15 protein-coding genes and 4 pseudogenes are annotated in these 20,945 nt (G+C 63.3%); 9 read left to right on the top strand and 10 right to left on the bottom strand.

Going from position 1 to position 20,945, the window contains the following annotated elements; all coding sequences use genetic code 11:
* The first annotated feature begins 35 nt into the window (after positions 1 to 35).
* A complete protein-coding gene (locus CUR85_RS13705; protein WP_067268677.1) occupies positions 36 to 719 on the top strand; it encodes a M48 family metalloprotease in 684 nt (227 codons plus the stop codon).
* A gap of 1 nt (position 720) precedes the next feature.
* Here CUR85_RS13705 and CUR85_RS13700 read toward each other — a convergent pair whose 3' ends face one another.
* From CUR85_RS13700 to CUR85_RS13685, 4 genes are all read right to left on the bottom strand, one after another.
* Complete coding sequence (locus CUR85_RS13700; protein WP_067268675.1) at positions 721 to 1,272, bottom strand: RSP_2648 family PIN domain-containing protein; 552 nt, start codon at positions 1,270 to 1,272, stop codon at positions 721 to 723.
* Positions 1,272 to 2,498 carry an RSP_2647 family RNA methyltransferase gene (locus CUR85_RS13695; RefSeq protein ID WP_067268673.1) on the bottom strand — a complete coding sequence of 409 codons (1,227 nt, stop codon included), beginning with the start codon at positions 2,496 to 2,498 and terminating at the stop codon, positions 1,272 to 1,274. The genes CUR85_RS13700 and CUR85_RS13695 overlap by 1 nt, the downstream gene beginning before the upstream one ends.
* A gap of 62 nt (positions 2,499 to 2,560) precedes the next feature.
* Positions 2,561 to 2,824, bottom strand: coding sequence for a hypothetical protein (locus CUR85_RS13690; protein ID WP_067268671.1), 264 nt, complete (start codon positions 2,822 to 2,824; stop codon positions 2,561 to 2,563).
* Positions 2,821 to 5,610, bottom strand: a complete 2,790-nt coding sequence (locus tag CUR85_RS13685; protein ID WP_280322886.1) for a [protein-PII] uridylyltransferase family protein — start codon at positions 5,608 to 5,610, stop codon at positions 2,821 to 2,823. The genes CUR85_RS13690 and CUR85_RS13685 overlap by 4 nt, the downstream gene beginning before the upstream one ends.
* Positions 5,611 to 5,716: 106 nt before the next feature.
* On the opposite strand from CUR85_RS13685, the gene CUR85_RS13680 reads away from it, so the two are divergent.
* From CUR85_RS13680 to ilvN, 6 genes and pseudogenes are all read left to right on the top strand, one after another.
* Positions 5,717 to 6,190 carry a YbaK/EbsC family protein gene (locus CUR85_RS13680; RefSeq protein WP_067268669.1) on the top strand — a complete coding sequence of 158 codons (474 nt, stop codon included), beginning with the start codon at positions 5,717 to 5,719 and terminating at the stop codon, positions 6,188 to 6,190.
* A 133-nt stretch (positions 6,191 to 6,323) separates the two neighbouring features.
* Positions 6,324 to 6,731 carry a DUF2852 domain-containing protein gene (locus tag CUR85_RS13675; protein WP_067268668.1) on the top strand — a complete coding sequence of 136 codons (408 nt, stop codon included), beginning with the start codon at positions 6,324 to 6,326 and terminating at the stop codon, positions 6,729 to 6,731.
* Positions 6,732 to 6,790: 59 nt separating this feature from the next.
* Complete coding sequence (locus CUR85_RS13670; protein WP_067268666.1) at positions 6,791 to 7,228, top strand: RDD family protein; 438 nt, start codon at positions 6,791 to 6,793, stop codon at positions 7,226 to 7,228.
* Between the two features lie 71 nt (positions 7,229 to 7,299).
* Positions 7,300 to 8,118, top strand: coding sequence for an arginyltransferase (locus CUR85_RS13665; protein ID WP_067268665.1), 819 nt, complete (start codon positions 7,300 to 7,302; stop codon positions 8,116 to 8,118).
* A 389-nt stretch (positions 8,119 to 8,507) separates the two neighbouring features.
* A complete protein-coding gene (locus CUR85_RS13660) occupies positions 8,508 to 10,262 on the top strand; it encodes an acetolactate synthase 3 large subunit (RefSeq protein WP_067268663.1) in 1,755 nt (584 codons plus the stop codon).
* 71 nt (positions 10,263 to 10,333) lie between these two features.
* A pseudogene (gene ilvN / locus CUR85_RS13655) lies at positions 10,334 to 10,893 on the top strand (acetolactate synthase small subunit).
* Positions 10,894 to 10,905: 12 nt separating this feature from the next.
* On the opposite strand, the gene CUR85_RS13650 reads toward ilvN, so the two are convergent.
* Positions 10,906 to 11,130 (bottom strand): hypothetical protein, encoded by a 225-nt coding sequence (locus tag CUR85_RS13650; protein ID WP_280322694.1) that lies wholly within the window; start codon positions 11,128 to 11,130, stop codon positions 10,906 to 10,908.
* A gap of 390 nt (positions 11,131 to 11,520) precedes the next feature.
* Between CUR85_RS13650 and CUR85_RS13645 the strand changes: the two genes are divergently transcribed.
* Positions 11,521 to 12,279, top strand: coding sequence for a helix-turn-helix domain-containing protein (locus tag CUR85_RS13645; RefSeq protein WP_067268658.1), 759 nt, complete (start codon positions 11,521 to 11,523; stop codon positions 12,277 to 12,279).
* 6 nt (positions 12,280 to 12,285) lie between these two features.
* Here CUR85_RS13645 and CUR85_RS13640 read toward each other — a convergent pair.
* From CUR85_RS13640 to CUR85_RS13620, 5 genes and pseudogenes are all read right to left on the bottom strand, one after another.
* Positions 12,286 to 13,694, bottom strand: a pseudogene (locus CUR85_RS13640) (amidase).
* Positions 13,695 to 13,742: 48 nt separating this feature from the next.
* Positions 13,743 to 14,867: a peptide chain release factor 2 gene (gene prfB / locus CUR85_RS13635; RefSeq protein ID WP_067268656.1), complete on the bottom strand. Its 1,125-nt coding sequence runs from the start codon at positions 14,865 to 14,867 to the stop codon at positions 13,743 to 13,745.
* 125 nt (positions 14,868 to 14,992) lie between these two features.
* Positions 14,993 to 17,548, bottom strand: a complete 2,556-nt coding sequence (locus CUR85_RS13630) for a penicillin-binding protein 1A (RefSeq protein WP_067268680.1) — start codon at positions 17,546 to 17,548, stop codon at positions 14,993 to 14,995.
* Between the two features lie 128 nt (positions 17,549 to 17,676).
* A pseudogene (locus CUR85_RS13625) lies at positions 17,677 to 18,896 on the bottom strand (N-acetylmuramoyl-L-alanine amidase).
* Between the two features lie 59 nt (positions 18,897 to 18,955).
* Positions 18,956 to 20,097: pseudogene (locus tag CUR85_RS13620) on the bottom strand (pyridoxal phosphate-dependent aminotransferase).
* Positions 20,098 to 20,193: 96 nt separating this feature from the next.
* Between CUR85_RS13620 and CUR85_RS13615 the strand changes: the two are divergent.
* On the top strand, positions 20,194 to 20,943 hold the full coding sequence (locus CUR85_RS13615; RefSeq protein ID WP_067268652.1) for a DsbA family protein: 750 nt from the start codon (positions 20,194 to 20,196) through the stop codon (positions 20,941 to 20,943).
* The last annotated feature ends 2 nt before the right edge of the window (positions 20,944 to 20,945 follow it).

The following is a 20,945-nucleotide window of genomic DNA, read 5'->3' as shown; positions in this document are numbered from 1 at the left end:
TTGCCCCCGGTCCCCCCGCTCCCCATATTGGGCGCATGATCCGCGTTATCCCCATCCTTCTCGCCGTCCTCTATGCGCTGGCGATGTACCGTTTCTCGGCTTGGCGCACGGCGCGGGAGTTGGATGCAAAATCGACGCCGCTGGTCGATCCGAAGTTGAACGAGATCAGCAACCGCATGGCCCGCGCGCTCGACCTGCCGCGCATCAAAGTGCATCTTTATGAGATCGAACCCGTCAACGGGCTGGCCGCCCCCGATGGGCGGATTTTCATTACCCGCGGTTTCTACAACAAATTCCGCCAAGGTGCCGTAACGGCTGAAGAATTGGCAAGCGTTATCGCGCATGAATTGGGCCATGTCGCCCTTGGCCATTCGCGCCGCCGGATGATTGATTTCTCGGGCCAGAACGCCCTGCGCACGGCCCTTGCGATGGTGCTGGGGCGGCTCATTCCCGGCATCGGCGTCTGGATCGCCAGCGGGCTAACCAGCCTGCTTGCCGCTAGGCTGTCGCGCAATGACGAATATGAGGCCGACGCCTATGCCGCCGCCCTGCTCACCAAGGCCGGGATCGGCATTGGCCCGCAAATCTCCCTGTTTGAAAAGCTCGACGCGCTCAGCCAATCCGGCGGCAACCGTCCGCCCGCGTGGTTGTTGAGCCATCCAAAAACGGAAGAGCGGATCGACAAGCTGCGGCAAATGCAGTTGCGGTGGGACGGCTGACCTAACCCAAAGCCTTTGCCAGCCGAGGCAGCCGCGCCTTTTTCAGCAGCGCCCGCATCTCCCATGGCTCCCCCGAAAGCCGCCGCGCCTCTTGCAGGACGGCTGCTGCCACGGGGGCGACCATCTCCGGCGTCGCCTGCCAGATGCCATGCAGGTAGCTGTCGGGATCGGCCCGGCTCAGCCCCTCTTCGGCGAGGATTTGGCGCGGGAAGTCCTTAGCGTTCAGCGTCAGGATCATATCGGCGCTGCTGGCCACGGCGACGGCCAGCACATGGATGTCATTGGCATCCGGCAGCCAGAGCCGCGCTTGCAGACCGGGGGAAGCCTCGCGCTCGGCCCCCGGCCAATTGCCACGCAACAGCGCGATCTCGGCCCGCGCCTGCGCTTCGCCCGCGGGGCCAAGTTTGACTGCCGCGCGGGCCCATTCCTCTAAGATACGCGCCGACCAAATCGGCTCGAACGCGCCCCCTGCGGCCACGCCGAGCACCATTTCGCGCATCACCGTGGGGTAAAGCACGCAAGTGTCGATCAGCACGCGGGGGCGCGTTTCCATCACAGGCGGAAGAACAGCGATTTGAGGTAGCCGCTTTCCGCAAGCTGCGGCAGTTGCGGGTGGTCCGCCCCGGCGAAACCGGTGTGCAGCAGCATGGCGCGGCGTCCGGCCCGACCGATGCCGCGGACGGAGGCGGTGCGGAATTGGTTCAGATCAGCGGCATGTGAGCAGGAGCAGAGCCCCAGAATGCCATTCTCTGCCACCAGCTGCGCCGAGAGCCGCGCGACACGCTCATAGGCACGCAGCCCTGCGTCGACCGCTTGGCGCGAGGGGGCAAAGGCGGGCGGGTCGCAGATCACCACGTCGAAAGTCTCGCCCTCGTCCCGCAGGGCGGTGAGCACATCGAAAGCATCGCCTTGGCGGGTGGCGAAACGGTCTTGCATGCCCATCGCCGTGGCCCCGGCCTCGGCCAGTTCCAGCGCGGGGGCGGAGCCGTCCACCGCCAGCGCCGAGGATGCGCCGCCCGCAAGTGCTGCGAGGGAGAAGCCGCCGACGTGGGAGAAGACATCGAGCACCCGTGCGCCATTCCGCGCGAGGTTAGCGGCAAAGGCGTGGTTCGGGCGTTGGTCGTAGAACAGGCCGGTTTTCTGCCCGCCGGTGAGGTCGGCCATATAGGTCGCGCCATTCATCGGCACCGGCAGCGGCCCCTCGGGCACTTCGCCCGCCAGCGTGGAAGAGGCATCGTCGAGCCCTTCGAGCTTGCGGGTCCGGCCAGAGGCGTTTTTCAGCACGTTGTGCACGCCCGTCACGGATTGCAGCGCGGCGACGAGCGGCTCAATCAGCGCGTCGGCCCAAGCAGCATTGGGTTGGATCACGCAGGTATCGCCAAAACGGTCGATGATGACACCCGGCAGGCCATCGGCCTCGGCATGGATCAGGCGGTAATAGGGCTGATCGTAAAGCTGGCTGCGCAGTTGAAGGGCGCGATTTAGGCGGGCTTCGAACCACGCCTGATCGATCTGCGCCTCAGCGTCTTGGTCGATCATCCGGGCAATGATCTTGGAATTCGAATTGACCGCGACCAGCCCCATGGGCTTGCGCTCGGCATCCTCCAACAGCGCCAGCGTGCCGGGGGCGAGCCCGCGCGTGCGGCGGTCGGTGACCAGTTCATTGGCGTAGACCCAAGGAAAGCCGTGGCGGATGGCGCGGGCGTTGGCCTTGGGCAATAGGCGCACCACGGGACGTGTGGCAGGCTGCGGGGCGGAGGGGGTTTGGGGCGTTGTCATAGCGCCCCTCGTACTGCGTTCGCGCGGCTGGGGAAAGAGGTTTCGCGAGCCCCGATCGGCGGTCAGTTGCGCGCCCTGCCCCGCCAGCCGCCCCGACGGCGCGGGGTGGTCAGCGTCGTCTGCCCCTCGCGCAGCACTTGGGTCATCGGGTGATCGGCGGCGGCGCGGTGCCGTTCCAGCAATCGGGTGATGGCGGCGGCGCTGTCCTGCCCTTCGGGCAAGCTCAGGGCCCAATCGAGGAAGATGCTGCGGCATTCGGCGGGCCCGATCCCCTCCATGCGGTAGGATTCGCGGATCAGGCCCTTGGGGTCATCGGGATCGCTCATGCGCCCTCCCGCCCCGGCACTGGCAGCGCCGCGTTGATGATCTGCGCGGCGCTGTCGTAGTCGGTCTGCATCTTGCTTTCCAGGGCAGAAAGGTCGTCACATTCCAGCACCCGGCAGAGGAAACTCGCCCCCGCCTGCCCCATCGCCCCCACCTCAATCGGATTGGCCGAGAGCAGCCGCGCGGCGCAGTTCAGGGTCCAAGCGTCGGTATAGGCGGCGGAGAGGGTCGCCTCCCCTTCGGTGTCGATCATCCCTTCGTCGCGGGCGGCGGCAAGGCCTGCGTCGATCTCACGCGCGCCAGTGCCGCCGATGAGCGCCCCCGCCTGCGCGAAAAGTTCAATATCCTGCAATCGTCCCGCGCCGGTCTTGGCGTCGAGCGCGCCTGCGGGGCTGCGGGCGGCGGCGATGCGGCGGCGCATATCAGCCACCTCTCCCAGCACCTTGTCACGCGGGGCGGCACGGCTGAGGATGTCTTTGCACAGCGCGTCAACATCGCGGCCCAGATCCTCTGCCCCCGCGATTACCCGGGCACGGGTAAGGGCCAGATGCTCCCACACCCATGCTTGCTCTTTCTGATAGCTCTCGAAACTGGCAAGGCTGATCGCCACCGGCCCCTGATTGCCCGAAGGGCGCAGGCGCATGTCGATGTCGTAAAGCTTGCCTTGGGCCATCGGCGCGGTCATCGCGGTGATCATCGCTTGGGTCAGCCGCGCATAATAGCTGCGCGTGGCGAGGGGTTTGGGGCCATCGGAACTCTCCACCCCATCGGCGTCATAGATCACCAGCATATCGAGGTCCGAAGTCGGCGTGAGCCGCCCGGCCCCGAGCGAGCCCATGCCAAGGATCACCGCCCCGCGCCCCGGCGGCGGGCCATGGCGGGTGGCGAATTGATCGACGACCACGGGCCAAAGCGCCTGCAAGACGGCTTGGGCAAGCTCGGCATATTGCCGCCCGGCGGTGGCCGCGTCGATCAGCCCGCGCAGCAGATGCACGCCGATCCGAAAATGCCATTCGCGCGCCCAACGGCGGGTGCCGTCAAGGCGCAATTCATAATCCGCCTCCCCCGCCAGATGCTGCGCCAGCATCTCGGTCAGCTTGGTCTGCCCCGGCCAGTCCGAAAAGAAATCCCCGCCGATCACCGCGTCGAAAACGCCGGAGTTGCGCGACAGATGCGTGGCCAGCGCGGGCGATGTGGCAACGATATCCACCAAGAGATCGCCCAGTTGCGGATTGGCCCGCAAAAGCGAGAAGAGCTGCACCCCGGCGGGCAACCCGGCGAGAAATCCGTCAAAGGCCAAGAGCCCCTCGTCCGGCTTGGCGGATTGCGCCAGACGGTCGAGCAGCAGTGGCTTCAACCGCCCGAAAATATCCGCCCCCCGTTCCGAGCGCAGCGCGGGATAACTGGGCCAACGGTCCAGCACCGACGTGTCGAATTGATGCGCCGGGCGGGCGGCTTCGGGCTCTTCCCTCGTGGCGGCGAAAAAGCTTTCGATCAGGTCGTGTACGGCTTGCAGACGTTCATGAAGATCGGCCTGTAAGTCTTTGACATCCATATCCATCATGGCCGCCAGCCGATCAAAGTCTGCGTCATTGCGGGGCAGCGTGTGGGTCTGGGCGTCTTGCACCATCTGCAACCGGTGCTCGACCGTGCGATGCGCGCGGTAGTGGTTGCCAAGCGTCTCGGCCACCTCCTCGGGCACCCAACCTTTGTCGGCCAGCACCTGCAAACCTGCCAGCGTCCCGCGGGGCCGCAGGTCCGCATCCCGGCCCCCGGCGATGAGCTGCCGGGTCTGGGTGAAAAACTCGATCTCGCGGATGCCGCCCCGGCCCAGTTTCATGTCATGGCCCGGCAGGGTGATTGGGCCGCCCAAGCCCTTGTGCTCACGGATCGCCAGCCGCATGTCGTGGGCGTCTTGGATCGCGGCGAAATCCAGATGGCGGCGCCAGACGAAAGGGCGCAGCGCTTGCAAAAACGCCTCGCCTGCCGCGATGTCGCCCACTGCCGGGCGGGCCTTGATATAGGCCGCGCGCTCCCACGTACGGCCAAGGCTTTCGTAGTAGCGTTCCGCCGCCTCCATCGCGATGCAGACGGGGGTGACCGCCGGGTCGGGGCGCAGGCGTAGGTCGGTGCGGAAGACATAGCCTTGGGCAGTATTCTCGCTCAGCGTGGCAGACATGGCACGCGTGGCTTTGACGAAGGCGCTGCGGGCGGTGTGGAAATCATCCGGCGCAAAACGGCTTTCGTCGAAAAGGCAGATCAGGTCGATGTCGGAGGAATAGTTCAGCTCCCCCGCGCCCATCTTGCCCATGGCAAAGACGACCATGCCGGCGCAATCGGAAAGATCGTCCATCGTCATGCCCGGCAGCTTGCCGCGTTTGATCTGTGCCGCCAGCCCCGCGCGCAGGGCCGCGCCGCAGGCGGCATCGGCGTAATCCGTCAGCGCACCTGTCACCTCCTCCAGCGACCATGCCCCGCCCAGATCGGCCAACGCGGTCAGCAACGCCATACGCCGCTTGCCCTGCCGCAGCCCATCGGCAAGCCGGTCGGGGGCCAGTTCGGCCGCTGCCGCGCAATTCTCGGCCAGAGCGGCTTCGGGATTGGCCACCGCCGCGCTCAGCCAGCCCGCCTCTTTCTCCAAAAGCGCCATCAGATAGGGCGCGGTCGAGGCCGCAGCCGAGATCATTTCGCGCAACTCCGGCGCGAGATCGGGCAGCAGCGCCGCCGCATCCTGCGCGCGTTCGCGGTGATAGACACGGGGGAACGGGTGATCCGGGCGGCGAGAGATGGGTCTGTCATGGCGCCAGCTTTGCGGGCTGATCCAAGCGGCGTCAATGGGGGTTGCGGCAGGACGCGGGCTTGCTACGACTTTGCCGTCTAGCAAAGGAAAGAAGATGAGCAAAAGTTTGAAACGGGTCCGCGCCACGCTGGAGGCCGCAGGGGTGACACCGGAAATCCGCGAGACGGCTTTGGCACGGACGGCTGTGGATGCGGCCACGGCGCTTGATTGCGCGGTTGACCAGATCGCGAAATCAATCGTTCTGCGCGGTGAAAACAGCGGGGCGGCGCTGCTCTTCATCACCGCGGGCGCGCAGCAGGTCGATCTCGAACAGGCCGCGGCGCTGGCGGGAGAGCCTTTGGGCAAGGCCGATGCCGCGCTGATCCGGGCGCAGACCGGCTTTGCCATCGGCGGCGTTGCGCCTTTGGGGCATATCACACCGCCGCGCGCTTGGTTTGACCGCAATCTGCTGCAATTCCCGCTGGTCTGGGCCGCTGCGGGCACACCGCATCACGTTTTCAGTCTTGAACCACAGAAAATGGCGCAGCTTTCGGGCGCGCAAGTCGCTGATTTCACTGTCGCTTCCTAAATAATGTAAAAAACATTCACATAGCCCCTTGCGAAACGGGTTCGGCGTTCCGATCTATTCAATGTGAAAGACATTCACATTATCCGAAACGCCCGGGCCGGCGACAGGCCCGTCACGACCGAAAGGCTCAACAATGACGACAGTGACCACCGACCCGACCTACTCCCCCCGCCCCAGCTGGCTGGCCCGGACAGAAGCCTGGATGGACGCACGCGGCAAAGGTGCATGGATCGCCGCCATGGTGCTCGGCTTCATCTTCTTTTGGCCCCTCGGCCTCGCCCTTCTTGCCTATATGACTTGGAGCAAACGCATGTTCTCTTCGAAATCCTGCAACCGCAAATCCAGCCGCGCGATGATGTCGCGCAGCACCGGCAACCGCGCCTTTGACGCCTATAAGGCCGACACGCTGCGCCGTTTGGAGGAAGAGCAGGACAACTTCGAAGCCTTCCTTGAGCGTCTGCGTGAGGCCAAGGACAAGGCCGAGTTCGACCAATTCATGGACGAACGCGCCAAGCGGGACGAGACGGCCACAAACGCCTGATCGCACCCTGACCCCCGCCTCCCGGCCCGCGCGCCGGGGGGCCTTTCGCAGGACAAGACATGACCCAGACCCCAGACCCTGACCTACACCCGCAATTCTATGACGGCATCGCTGGCAAACGGCTGCTGGCTTGGGTCATCGATGTGACCCTTGTCCTGCTCTTTTGCGTGCTGATCTTGCCGTTCACGGCCTTTACGGGGCTGTTCTTTTTCCCCTTCCTGACGCTGGTGGTGGGCTTTGCCTACCGGGTGGCCACGCTGACCAGCGGCTCGGCCACTTGGGGGATGCGCCTGATGGCGATGGAGCTGCGCGACCATCGCGACCGGCCCTTTGATTTCATGACCGCGCTTTTGCATACCATCGGCTATTCGCTGTCGATGACGGTCACCATCATTCAGGTCGTCTCGGCCGTTCTCATCTGCACCACGGCCCGCCGTCAAAGCCTTACGGACATGGCGCTTGGCACCGTGCCGGTGAACCGGCGGCTCAGCCGCTAGGGACGCAGGCAAATTTGCCCTTGGCGGAGCGGGGGTGGTTGATAGCATCCCCCGATAAATGCTGGAAGCCCATGCGACATACACTGCCTTTGACACCGCAATTCTATGTCACAGCGCCGCAACCCTGCCCCTATCTAGAGGGCCGGATGGAGCGCAAGCTGTTCACCGCCCTTCAGGGCGATAATGCCGCTCGCCTGAATGACAGCCTGTCGAGCCAAGGCTTCCGCCGCTCACAGAATGTTCTGTACCGCCCCTCCTGCGCCGATTGCGCCGCTTGTCTTTCCGCGCGGATCGACGTGGCCGCCTTTCGCCCCAGCAAAAGCCAGCGCCGCATCCTGAAGCGCAACGCAGGCCTTGAGCGCCGCGCGACATCGCCTTGGGCCACGGAAGAGCAATATGATCTCTTCCGCAGCTACCTCGACAGCCGCCACGCGGATGGGGGCATGGCGGATATGGACGTGTTCGAATTCGCTGCCATGATCGAGGAAACCCCGATCCGCAGCCGGGTGATCGAGTATACCGACCCCGAGGCCGACAATGCACTCGTCGGCGTCTGCCTGACCGATGTGCTGAGCGACGGGGTGAGCATGGTCTATTCCTTCTACACCCCCGACCGGCCCCGCAACGGGCTGGGCAATTACATCATCCTCGACCATATCGAAATCGCCCGCGCGGCGGGGCTGCCTTATGTCTATCTTGGCTATTGGGTGCCCGGCAGCCAGAAGATGGGATATAAGGCCAAATTCTCGGGGCTAGAGGTCTATATAGGCGGGCAGTGGCAAAAGATGCGCGATCCTGAGGGTTTCGTGCCCGACCGGCATCCGCTCAGCAACGATCCCATCGCCGAACAGGTGGCCAATATCACCCTGCCGGATGTCAGCCCGCGCTGAGGAAACCTATTGATTTTGGCATTATTACCGGGCGGCCCCTTGGGCTGCCCGTTTTCTTGTGTGCGATACCGCGCCGGAAATGCAGGAAAGTACGCCGCGCCGGTTAAATCTTTCCAAAAATAACGTATATGAGGCGGGATGCGAAATAAACCTACAAATAATCCCGCCCGACGCACAAGATTTTCGCCATTTCGCTGTTGACGCCCCTCTTTCCCCCTCCTAATCTCACGCCACGCTTAGAGGACCCTTAAGATGACCGACCTAGTCATTATTGTAAGACACACGCGCATGGGCCGGTAACGGTAGACCATAATCCTTCCCATGCGCCCCCGTCAGACCGGGGGTTTTTTTATGCCAATCGCAATAACCTGCCTTACGGAGCACCCAAGATGAAACGCCAGATGACCGGAGCGAAAATGATCGTCCAAGCCCTGATTGACCAGGGTGTGGACACCGTCTTTGGATATCCCGGTGGCGCGGTGCTACCGATCTATGACGAGGTCTTTCAGCAGAATTCGATCAAGCACGTTCTGGTGCGCCATGAGCAAGGGGCGGTCCACGCCGCCGAAGGCTATGCCCGTTCCACCGGGAAGCCGGGTGTTGTGCTGGTCACCTCCGGCCCCGGGGCCACGAATGCGGTCACGGGCCTTACGGATGCGCTGCTCGACTCCATTCCGCTGGTGGTGCTGACCGGTCAGGTGCCGACCTTCATGATCGGCTCGGACGCCTTTCAAGAGGCCGACACCGTGGGCATCACCCGCCCCTGCACCAAGCACAACTGGCTGGTGAAAGAGACCGACACCCTTGGCGCCACCCTGCACGAAGCCTTCCATGTCGCCACCCATGGCCGCCCTGGCCCGGTGCTGATCGACATCCCCAAGGACGTGCAATTCGCCACCGGCCACTACGAGTCCCCCAAACCCTCGACCTCGCGCTATCAGCCTCAGGTCAAGGGCGACATGGCCGAGATCACCGAACTGGTCGCGGCGATGGAGACGGCGAAGCGTCCGATTTTCTACACCGGCGGCGGGGTCATCAACTCCGGCCCGGCGGCGAGCCAGTTGCTGCGCGAATTGGTTGATGCCACCGGCTTTCCCATCACCTCCACCCTGATGGGCCTCGGCGCCTACCCGGCGTCGGGTGACAAATGGCTTGGGATGCTCGGGATGCACGGGCTTTATGAGGCCAATATGGCAATGCATGACTGTGATCTGATGATCAACATCGGCGCTCGGTTCGATGACCGGATCACCGGCGTGATCGACAGTTTCAGCCCAAAATCCACCAAGGCGCATATCGACATCGACCCTTCGTCGATCAACAAGGTGATCCGCATCGACATCCCCATCGTCGGCGATGTGGCCCATGTGCTCGAAGACCTGCTGAAGGTCTGGAAATCGCGCGGCCGCAAAACCAATAGCGAGGCGGTGGCGAAATGGTGGCAGCAGATCGAAGAATGGCGCAGCATCGACTGCCTCAAGTTCAACCAATCCGGCAAGGTGATCAAACCCCAGCACGCGCTGGCACGGCTTGAAGCGCTGACCAAGGATCACGACCGCTATATCACCACCGAAGTGGGCCAGCACCAGATGTGGGCCGCGCAATACCTCGGCTTTGAGGAGCCGAACCGCTGGATGACCTCGGGCGGCCTTGGCACCATGGGCTATGGTTTCCCCGCCTCCATCGGCGTGCAGATGGCCCACCCCGAGGCGCTGGTGATCAATGTGGCGGGCGAAGCATCGTGGCTGATGAACATGCAAGAGATGGGCACGGCGATGCAATTTGGCCTGCCGGTGAAACAGTTCATCCTCAACAACGAACGCCTCGGCATGGTGCGCCAGTGGCAGGAACTGCTGCATGGTGAGCGCTATTCGCAAAGCTGGTCCGAAGCCCTGCCCGATTTCGTCAAACTGGCCGAAGCCTTTGGCGCCAAGGGGATCATCTGCTCGGACCCGGATGACCTTGATGATGCGATCATGGAGATGATCAACCACGACGGGCCGGTGATCTTTGACTGTCTGGTCGAGAAGCATGAGAACTGCTTCCCGATGATCCCAAGCGGCAAGGCGCATAACGAAATGCTGTTGCCGGGTGATCATGAGACCCAAGGTGTGATCGACGCAAAAGGCTCGGTGTTGGTGTAACCCGTTTTCTTTAAAAGAAAACGTCCCGGAAATTTTTCAAATTTCCGGCGAAGATGAAGAAGGACGAAGACATGGCTGCCCTAAAAATCAAAAAAGGTGCGACCTCGCATTCCGCCTATAACCTACGGCCCAACTTCTCGGATGTGGTTGAAAAACACACGCTGGCCGTGCTGGTCGAGAACGAGCCCGGCGCGCTGGCGCGGGTGATTGGCCTGTTCTCGGGCCGGGGTATAACATCGACAGTCTGACTGTGGCCGAGGTGGACCACACCGGGCATCTGTCGCGCATCACCATCGTCACCAGCGGCACGCCGCAGGTGATCGAGCAGATCAAGGCGCAGGTTGGTCGCATCGTGCCGGTGCATGAGGTGCATGACCTCACCGTCGAAGGGCCGAGCGTGGAACGGGAACTGGCGATTTTCAAAGTCGTCGGCAAGGGCGAGCATCGGGTCGAAGCATTGCGGCTGGCGGATATCTTCCGCGCCAATGTGGTCGACAGCACGCTCGAAAGCTTTGTGTTCGAGATCACTGGCGCGCCGGACAAAATTGACGCTTTCGCCGAGTTGATGCGCCCGCTGGGGCTGGCTGATGTCGCCCGCACGGGCGTGGCCGCCCTCGCCCGTGGTGTCTGACACGCGGGGCGTTTAGGCTTTCAGTTGGGCCGCGCGGAATTGGCGCGGTCCGGGCTTGGCGGTAAAGGGAATGATCTGGGCGCCTTGCTGGCGCTTTCCCTCTGTCTCCGACTCTGCCGCCAAAGGGCTATCGTGACGCAGCGCCTCGGGCAGATGCGAAGCCGCTTTCTCCTGAACCAGCCGGGGGTTGTCTGCGATACGCAGCTTGCGATGCACTGAGACGTCGAACTGCACCATATCACCCGTGTCAAACCCCGCCCCTGCCCGACACGGATCGCCGGCTCTTCGTAATAGGCAAGATCGCCTTGATCTTCGCACCAGAAAACTGCTTTTCCGGCGCTATTATCGCTCCACAGAACTACACCAATCATAGTACACCCCGCTTTCGATGTTTGTTCTCCATTCTGCGACAATCGAAAGGGGTGCAACATAGGTTAAAATGCAACGTCCGCTTGCATTTTGTGTCGGTTCCAGTAGGGTCAGCTACAAATCAGCGTCAGCTTTGACGCGCCTTCGCGTCAGTCTATTAACCATCTGGCCATAACGGCTTTTATTCTAAGGCCGCGACGTAAATCAGAACGAGGCTGCATGTCCGCTCCCAACCGCTCCCCCTCTGAACTTCGTAGCATGTTCGGCGCCAATCTGCGCCAGTTGGCAGCGGATTACCCCTCGATCTCTGACCTTGCCCGGCAGCTTGGCATCAATCGCACGCAGTTCAACCGCTACCTCTCGGGCGAAAGCTTCCCCCGGCCCGATGTGCTGGCCCGGATCTGCCGCTTTTTCGAGATCGACGCGCGGGTGCTGCTGGAGCCCGTGACCGAGATTTCCCTGAACCAAGATCCGATCAACAACAGCTTCCTGCGCGACTTTTTGGGCACCGGGGTTCAGAACGTGCCCGAGGCGGATTTCCCAAGCGGTTTTTACCGTTTCGCGCGGCGGTCTTTTCTGGATCAGGACAGGTTCGTGACCGGCGTGGTTTTTATCACGCGCCATGGCAGCAACACCTTCCTGCGCGGCTATGAGAGCGCGCCATCGCTGCGCGCACAAGAGCTGCCGACCAACCCGATGGCGCGGGAATATCGCGGCATCGTCTCACGGCAAGAGAATGGCGTTTCCATCGTCGTGTCCCGGCGCCGGACGCTGACGGGATCGTTCAACTACCTCAACCGCGTCGCCTCGTTCGAGAACAACTTTTGGGTTGGGTACGTCACCCGCACCGCCCCCGAAAGCGCCGCGGGCACGCGGGTGACCCGGCTGACCTATGAGTATATCGGCAGAGACCCCAAAACCGTGCTGCCCGCCGCGCGGCAGGCGGGGTTCACCGACATCGACGCGCTGATGCCCTACCACCGCCGCCTGCTTCAGCCCGACGCGCCGTTTAACTGAGCCCCGCTAAAGCTGGGGCGGCTGCGCCTGCGGATAGCCCGTCGCCTCATGCCAACCTTGGGCCAATTGCAACAGACGCGCGTCCCTGCCGCGCCTGCCGATCAGTTGCAGCCCCAAGGGCAGACCGCGCGCATCAAAACCCGCGGGGATGTTGACCACCGGCAGGCCGATCAGGCTGGCCGGGACTACCACCTGCATCCAACGGTGATAGGTGTCCAACGGCTGGCCGTCGATCTCAGTCGGGTGCACCTGTTCGACCGCAAAGGGCCAGACCTGCGCCGAGGGCAGCACCAGCACATCGACGTCCTCAAAAAGAGCATCCGCCGCCCGGAACCAATCGGAGCGGATGCTACTGGCGCGTTGGATATCGGTGGCCGAGAACCCCTGCCCCCGCGCGACCTCCCACTGCGCGGCAGGTTTCAGCCCTCGCGCCGAGCGGGGTCGTCATAGATCGCCCCGAGAGACGCCGCCACGGCAAAGGACCGCAGGGTGATCCAGCTTTCCCACATGGCCTCCGCATCAAAGGGTGCCGCCAAGGGCGTGACCGTATGGCCAAGGTCGGCCAAGCGCTTCAGCGCCGCTTCGCTATGGTCGATGATCCCCGGCGCACAGGGAAAGGCACCGCCCCAGTCGCCCAGCCAGCCGATCCGCTGGGGGGCCAGCGCCGCGTCGATCTGCGGTGCTGCATCGGGGGTGGTGCGGGTCAGCGGTTCGCGCGGATCATAGCCCGTCATCACGTCCAGCAGGGCGGCAAGGTCGCGCGGGCTGCGCGCCATCGGGCCTAAGGTCGAAAGCTGGTGCAGAAACAGATCGCCGTCATTGCCCGAAGGCACCGTGCCCCAGCTGGGCCGCATGCCGTAGACGTTGTTCCACCCCGCCGGATTGCGCAGGGAGCCCATCATGTCGGAGCCATCGGCCACGGCCACCATCCGCGCCGCCAGCGCCGCCGCCGCGCCGCCAGAGGAGCCGCCAGCCGAGCGGCCAAGGTCATAGGGGTTGCAGGTCGCCCCATGCACCGGGTTGAACGTATGGCTGCCAAGGCCGAATTCCGGGGTGTTGGTCTTGCCGAACACAATCGCACCGGCGGCGCGAAGCCGCGCGACCGCCGGGTGATCCCGCGTGGCCGGGGCCGCGCCGAACAGCGGCGAGCCCTGCGAGGTGGGCAGCCCCTCTGCATCCGCCAAATCCTTGATCGCCATGGGAATGCCGTGCAGCCAGCCCTTGCGCGGGGCCGCGTCGGCGGCCTCAGCCTCGGCCAGCAAAGCGTCGCTGTCGCGGAGGGAGACGACGGCATTCACCCTGCCGTTCACCGCCTCGATCCGGGCCAATGTCGCCTGCATCAACTCGACCGCGGAGATCTTTCGCGCGGCCAGTGCCTCAGACAGTTCTGAGGCGTCCCAATTTAGCAATTCCATCATGCCCCCTATTGATCACTGTCATTCCATGAAGGGGACGTCATGGGCTCAGTCGCCCTGCGCCTCGGCCCGGCTTTTGCCCGAGACCGCCAGCGCCAGCGTCGCCCCCATCAGCCCGTCGAGATCGCCGTCGAGCACGCCTTTGGTGTCCGAGGTCTCGTAATTGGTGCGCAGGTCTTTGACCATCTGATAGGGCTGCAGAACGTAGGAGCGGATCTGGTTGCCCCAGCCCGCGTCACCTGCGTTCTCATGCGCCTCGTTCACCAGCGCCGAGCGCTTGTCCAACTCCATCTGATAGAGCCGCGATTTCAGCGCTTTCATGGCGATGTCGCGGTTCTGGTGCTGCGACTTCTCCGAAGAGGTCACGACAATGCCCGTGGGGTGGTGGGTGATCCGCACCGCCGAGTCGGTGGTGTTGACGTGCTGACCGCCCGCGCCGGAGGACCGGTAGGTATCGATGCGAATATCGGAGGGGTTCACCTCGATCTCGATATTGTCGTCGACCACCGGGTAGACCTTCACGGAGGTGAAGGAGGTGTGCCGCTTGGCTGCCGAGTCGAAGGGCGAAATGCGCACCAGACGGTGCACGCCGCTTTCGGACTTCAGCCAGCCATAGGCGTTATGGCCTTCAATCTTATAGGTCGCGGATTTGATGCCAGCCTCGTCACCGGGGCTTTCGGCCTGAAGATCGACCTTATAGCCCTTCTTCTCGGCCCAGCGGACATACATCCGCGCCAGCATGCTGGCCCAATCGCAGCTTTCCGTGCCGCCTGCGCCTGCATTGATCTCAAGGAAGGTGTCGTTGCTGTCGGCCTCACCGTTCAGCAGCGCTTCGAGTTCTTTCTGCGCGGCCTTTTCGGCCAGCGCCTTTAACGCGGCTTCGGCGTCAGAGATGACCTCTTCGTCCTCTTCCATCTCGCCCAGTTCGATCAGTTCGAGATTGTCGGCCAACTCCTGTTTGATGCCCTCATAGGTGTCGATGGCATCGACCAGCGACTGACGCTCGCGCATCAGCTTTTGCGCCGCATCGGGGTTGTCCCAAAGGTTCGGGTCTTCGACGCGGGCGTTGAATTCTTCCAGCCGGTAGGGCGCGGTCTCCACATCCAGTCGCTGGGCCAGCAATTCCAGCGATTTGCTGATCTGGTCCGCGGTATTCTGTGCCTCTGCGCGCATGTGTGCCTGCCTTTGATAAGTAATGCGGCCCCGAAAACCGGAGCCGCACGAGAGATAGACCAGCCCGCCAGCGGCGGCAAGTGGGGGCGGCAAAGCGCAGCTTTGCCCCGCCCCATTCGGCCTGATTAGTAAAGACCGCCGGAGCTCAGCGTGCCAAAGCTCGCCTTGGGGCCGACGGTGGCTTTCTTGCCGGTCGATGTGGTGACCTCACGCGAAGAGGAGCCGCCCAGTTCTTCGACGAGCGGCAGGTCCGCCCCCATCGCAAAGCCGCCATCGAAAGAGATGCCAAAGAGCGGCTCTTCGCCATCGCGGAAACATTCCGACACGACATTGGCGCCGGTGGCGCTGTCGCTCAGCCGCGCGCCGGTGAAACGGTCGATCTTGATAAAGCGGCACTGGTCGGGGACTGCGAAGTCACCGCCGCCGTATTTCTTGATCGCTTGGCTCATGAAGCGTTGGAACACGGGCGCGCAGAGCCGCCCGCCCCCCGCGCCCCGGCCCATCGGGCGCGGGGTGTCGAAACCGATGTAGCAGCCCGCCACCACGTTGGAGGAAAAGCCCACGAACCACGCGTCTTTCTCATCGTTGGTGGTGCCTGTCTTGCCCGCGATCGGCACCGGCAGGTTCACCGCATTGCGCGCCGTGCCACGCTCAACCACGCCCCGCATCATGGAGGTCAGCTGATAGGCGGTCACCGGGTCCATCACCCGCTCGCGGTTGGAAATGATCCGCGGCGCCTCGCCGGGGGCGAGGTTGATCTGCTCACAGTCGTAGCATTTGCGCTCATCATGTTTGTAGACGGTGCGGCCATAACGGTCTTGCACCCGGTCGACCAAAGTGGGCTGCACCCGCTCACCGCCATTGGCGAACATCGCATAGGCCGAAACCATTTGATACAGCGTGGTTTCCTGACTGCCGAGCGCGTTTGACAGCAAGGGCGCAAGGTCGTCGTAAACCCCGAAACGCTCCGCATAGCTGCCGACCACATCCATGCCGACTTCCTGAGCCAGACGGATGGTCATCAGGTTGCGCGACTGTTCGATCCCGGTGCGCAAAGGCGTCGGCCCGTAAAACTTATGGGACGCGTTCTGCGGGCGCCAAACGCCCTGCGGCGTGTTGATCTCAATCGGGGCGTCGACCACGATGGTCGCGGGGCTATAGCCGCTGTCGAGCGCGGAGGCATAGACAAAGGGCTTGAAGCTCGACCCCGGCTGGCGCTTGGCCTGTGTGGCCCGGTTGAACACGCTCGCCTGATAGGAAAAGCCGCCCTGCATCGCGATCACGCGGCCCGTGTGCACGTCCATCGCGACGAAACCGCCCTGCACTTCCGGCACCTGCCGCAATGTCCAGCGGATGAAAGAGCCGTCGCTGTCCGATGTCATGCGACGGACCAAGACGACCTCACCCACCTCAAGCAGGTCGCCCGCCACCTGAGCCTTGCGCCCGAGGGATCCGTCGTCCAGCCGCTTGCGCGCCCATTGCACGTCTTTGGCCGGGATCCAGTGGCCGTCTTCGTCATCCTCGACGCCTTCGATCCCGATGCGGGCGTCATTGCTGCCGACTTCAAGCACCACCGCCGGATACCACTGGTTCTCCAGATCGATGTCACGCGGCACCCGCAAGTCCGCCAGCGCGGCGCGCCATTCCTCTTCACTGTCCAGTTGATCGGCGGGGATCTCAAAACGCGTCCCGCGCCAGATGCCCCGCCCGCGGTCATATTGCTCCAGCTGACGGCGCAGGGCGTTGGCGGCGATAGGCTGCATCTCGTTGTCGATGGTCGCGCGCACGGTCAGACCACCGGTAAAGAACTCCCCCTCGCCGAAATCTTCGCTCAACTGGCGGCGAATTTCGTCGGTGAAGTAATCCCGCGGCGGCAGTTCGGCCTTGAAGCTTTCGAAATCGCCGTTCTGGACCGAGCGCAGCGGCTGCGCCACTTCGGTTTCATAGACCGCTTCCGAGATATAGCCGTTCTCTTTCATCTCCCGCAGCACGAAGTTCCGCCGCGCCAGCAGCCGGTCCTTGCGACGCACCGGGTGGTAATCCGAGGGCGCCTTGGGCAGCGAGGCGAGGAAGGCCGCCTCATGCGGGGCCAGCTCGCTCAGCGTCTTGTTGAAATACGTCTGGCTCGCCGCAGCCACGCCATAGGAGTTCTGGCCGAGGAAAATCTCGTTCAGATAGAGCTCGAGGATTTTCTCTTTGCTCAAGGTCTCCTCAAGGCGCGAGGCAAGGATGATCTCCTTGATCTTACGCTCGGCCCGGCGGTCGCCCGACAACAGGAAGTTCTTCATCACCTGCTGGGTGATCGTCGAGGCCCCGCGCACGTCGCGCCCGCGCGATTTGACCGCATCCACCGCCGCCGCACCGATGCCGCGCAGGTCATAGCCCTCATGGGTGTAGAAGTTCTTGTCCTCTGCCGAGATGAAGGCCTGTTTCACCAGATCCGGAATGGTATTGGCCGGGGCGAAAAGGCGGCGTTCCTTGGCGAATTCGTCGATCAAACGGCCTTGGCCCGAGTAAATCCGGCTGATCGTTGGCGGCGTGTATTGCGCCAGCGACTCGTGGCTGGGCAAATCCCGGCCATACATCCAGAACACCGCCCCGATGGTCAACGCCACCATGCCGACGCTCAGGGTCAGGGTGGTAAAGATCCCCCCGAAAAAGGACAGAACAAATCGAAACACGCGCGCGGACCACCATTGGCTAAGGACAGTTCCGAGCCTATACAGGATGCGCTGGCGCGGGTCAAAACACATGGCCGCCAGCGGGGGCGAATCTTCGCCCATCGCGAAAGCAGCCACATCTTTTTATTTTACTTTCTGATCAATGACTTGAGCGCCGCATCCTGATCACGCCACGTCACGATCGCATCCGCCATCGCGCTCACCATCGATGCCCGCCACACCGGATCACGCAGATTGGTCAGATCGCGCTTGGAACTCAGGAACCCCACTTCGACCAAAACTGAAGGAATATCGGCGGACTTCAAGACCGAGAAACCCGCCCGCCGCAGGGGCCGGCTGTTCAACGGCCCGCCCGCTGCGCCCATGCCATCGACCAGAATCTCGGCCAGCGCATCCGAGCGCGGCTCGGTCTCTTGCCGGGCAAGATCCAGCAGGATGCCCGCCACCTGATCATCCGAGCCGGTCAAATCCGCCCCCGCGATGATGTCAGACCGGTCATGCCGCGCCGCGAGATGTTCGGTCGCCACATCGCTGGCATCGTCGGAAAGGGTATAGACCGTCGCCCCGCTGGCCCCGCCCTGCGACAGGCTGTCGGCATGGAGCGAGATGAAAAGATCCGCTTCGGCCTGATGGGCGATGGCGACCCGGTGCTCTAAGGCGACGAAAATATCCTCATCCCGGGTCAGCAAGACATCCACGCCCTTGCGCCGCAGCGCATCGCGCAGGTCGCGGGCGAAGTTGAGCATCAGGTCTTTCTCGTCCAACCCCTCGCGCTGCGCACCGGGGTCAATGCCGCCGTGGCCGGGGTCCAGAACGACGGTGAAACTGTCCTTGTCTGCCGCCTCAGGTTTCGGCGGCGCGGTGAGCGCGGTGGTCCAATCAGGGTCCACCGGCGCGCCTGCGGCCTTGGCAAAGGTCGCAGGTTCAACCGTCTCCAAGGTAATCTCAAGCCGCGCCTTGGCGCTGCTTGCATCCACAGGCATGCCAATCTCAGCTGGAACCATCGGCTCGGCCAGATCCGCCACCAGACGCGACCAACCGGGTTGAAACGCACCAAACCGGAGAGCCGAGATACGGCCCGGTTTTACCAACAGATCCCCCGGGCGACATTCGACCAATCCGCCTCGCGGAAATCGACGATCAGGCGGGCGGGATCATCCAGCAGAAAAACCCGGAAAGGCACGCCCTGGCTCAGCGCCACGGTCAAATCGGTCTTGCCGAACCAGCGATCACTCACCGCGCTCTCAACCGGATCGACCCGTGCCAGCGCCGTCAACTCCTGCGCCGCGACGGTGACCGGCCCCGCACAGGCCAACAAGACTGCCAGTCCCCTAAAGATTGCCCGCATGATCGATCACCCTGCCCGTTTTCGCCCTTCTATCACCTGCCGCGCGGCCAAACCAGCGCTCAGCGCGCCGCCATGAAGGCTTTGAGCCGGGCGATGCCCTCCTCCATATCCGCCGTGCTGCGCGCATAGGAAAAGCGCAGCGTCTTATGCCCCGCGCCGGGTCGAAATCGAGCCCGGGGGTCACGGCGACGCCAGCCTTCTCCAGAATTTCCGCCGCAAAGGCGCGGCTGTCATCGGTAAAGCGCGAAACATCGGCATAGACGTAAAACGCCCCATCGGGCGGCGCGATGTCGGTAAACCCCGCCTCTTGCAAACCGGTGATCATCAGGTCGCGATTGCGGCGGTAGGCCGCGAGATTGGCCTGCAATTCGTCGTCACAGTCCATCGCCGCCAGCGCGGCGATCTGGCTGGCATGGGGCGCGCAGATGAACATGTTCTGCGCGATCCGCTCGACCACGCGCACCTGATCCTCGGGCACCACCATCCAACCCACGCGCCAGCCGGTCATCGAGAAATACTTCGAGAAGGAGTTGATCACATAGCAGTCATCGGTGACCTCCAGCGCGGTTACGGCCTTCTTGTCATATTCGATGCCGTGATAAATCTCATCCGAAATGAAGGACATGTCATTGGCCGCACAAGCCTCCGTCAGCGCCGTCAAGGCGGGTCGGTCGAGCATCGTGCCCGAAGGATTGGCAGGGGAGGCCACGAGCAAACCGCGCAGGTCTTGCCCTGCGAAATCCGCCGCGACTGGCTGATATCTGTTCTCCGGCGCGGCGGGCAGATCGACGGGCTGCATCCCCAAGGCGCGCAGGATCTGACGGTAGCTGGGATAGCCCGGCGCCCCGATGCCCACCCGATCCCCGGAATCGAAGAGCGCAGTAAAAGCCAGCAAAAACCCGCCCGAGGATCCGGGGGTAATCACCACCCGCGCCGGATCGAGATCGACGTTATACCATTCGCCATACATCTGCGCGATCCGCGCGCGCAAAGCAGGCAGGCCAAGCGCCACGGTATAGCCCAAAGCCCCCTCACTCATCGCCTTGGTCAGCGCCTGAGCCGCCCCCTTCGGCGCGCCTGTGCCGGGCTGGCCAACTTCCATATGAATGATGTGACGGCCCGCCTCCTCGGCGGCGCTGGCGGCCTGCATCACGTCCATCACGATAAAGGGATCAACGGCGGACCTGGTTGAATTGCGCATGGGCTTGCTCCTACTGTCGGCATGTGCTTTCACCGCGCCTGATGCCGGGCGTCAACCCTTGGCCCCTATTTCGCAGCTTTACCGAAAGGACCGCCCATGTTCGCCCGCCTCCTCGCCCCCGCCCTTGCCAGCGCAGTCACCCTTGCCGCTCCCGCCGGGGCGATGGACCTGACCGAGCTTACGGACGCCGAACGCGCGCAGTTCCGGGCCGAGGTCCGCGCCTATCTGATGGAAAACCCCGAAGTCATCCTGCAAGCGGTGGAGCAGATGCAAAACCGTCAGGCCCAAGCGCAGATGCAGGCGGATTTCGATCTGGTCTCGGCCAATGCCGATGAGATTTTCGACGATGGCTACTCTTGGGTCGGCGGCAACCCGGAGGGGGACATCACGCTGGTCGAATTCCTCGACTACCGCTGCGGCTACTGCAAACGCGCCCATGGCGAAGTGGCCAAACTGCTGGAAACGGACGGCAACATCAAACTGATCGTCAAAGAGTTCCCGATCCTTGGCGAGCAATCGCTGCTGGCCTCGCGCTTTGCCGTGGCGACCAAACAGGTCGCGGGCGATGACGCTTACAAACAACTGAACGATGCGCTGATGGCCTTCAACGGAGCGGTCACCCTCCCCGCCCTGCGCCGCTTGGGCGAAAGCTTCGATCTGGATGTCGCAGCGATCGAGGCCGAGATGGACAGCGACGCGGTCACGCAAGAGATCGCCCAAACCCGCGCGCTGGCCCAAAAGCTGCAAATCACCGGCACCCCCACCTTCGTCATGCAAGACGAAATGCTGCGCGGCTACCTGCCCTATGATCAAATGATGGCACTGGTGGAAGAAAAGCGCGGCTAAAA

Origin of the sequence: Sulfitobacter faviae (genome assembly GCF_029870955.1) — a bacterium.
GTDB classification, from domain to species: domain Bacteria; phylum Pseudomonadota; class Alphaproteobacteria; order Rhodobacterales; family Rhodobacteraceae; genus Sulfitobacter; species Sulfitobacter faviae.
This window is presented reverse-complemented; position numbering and strand designations above follow the sequence as displayed.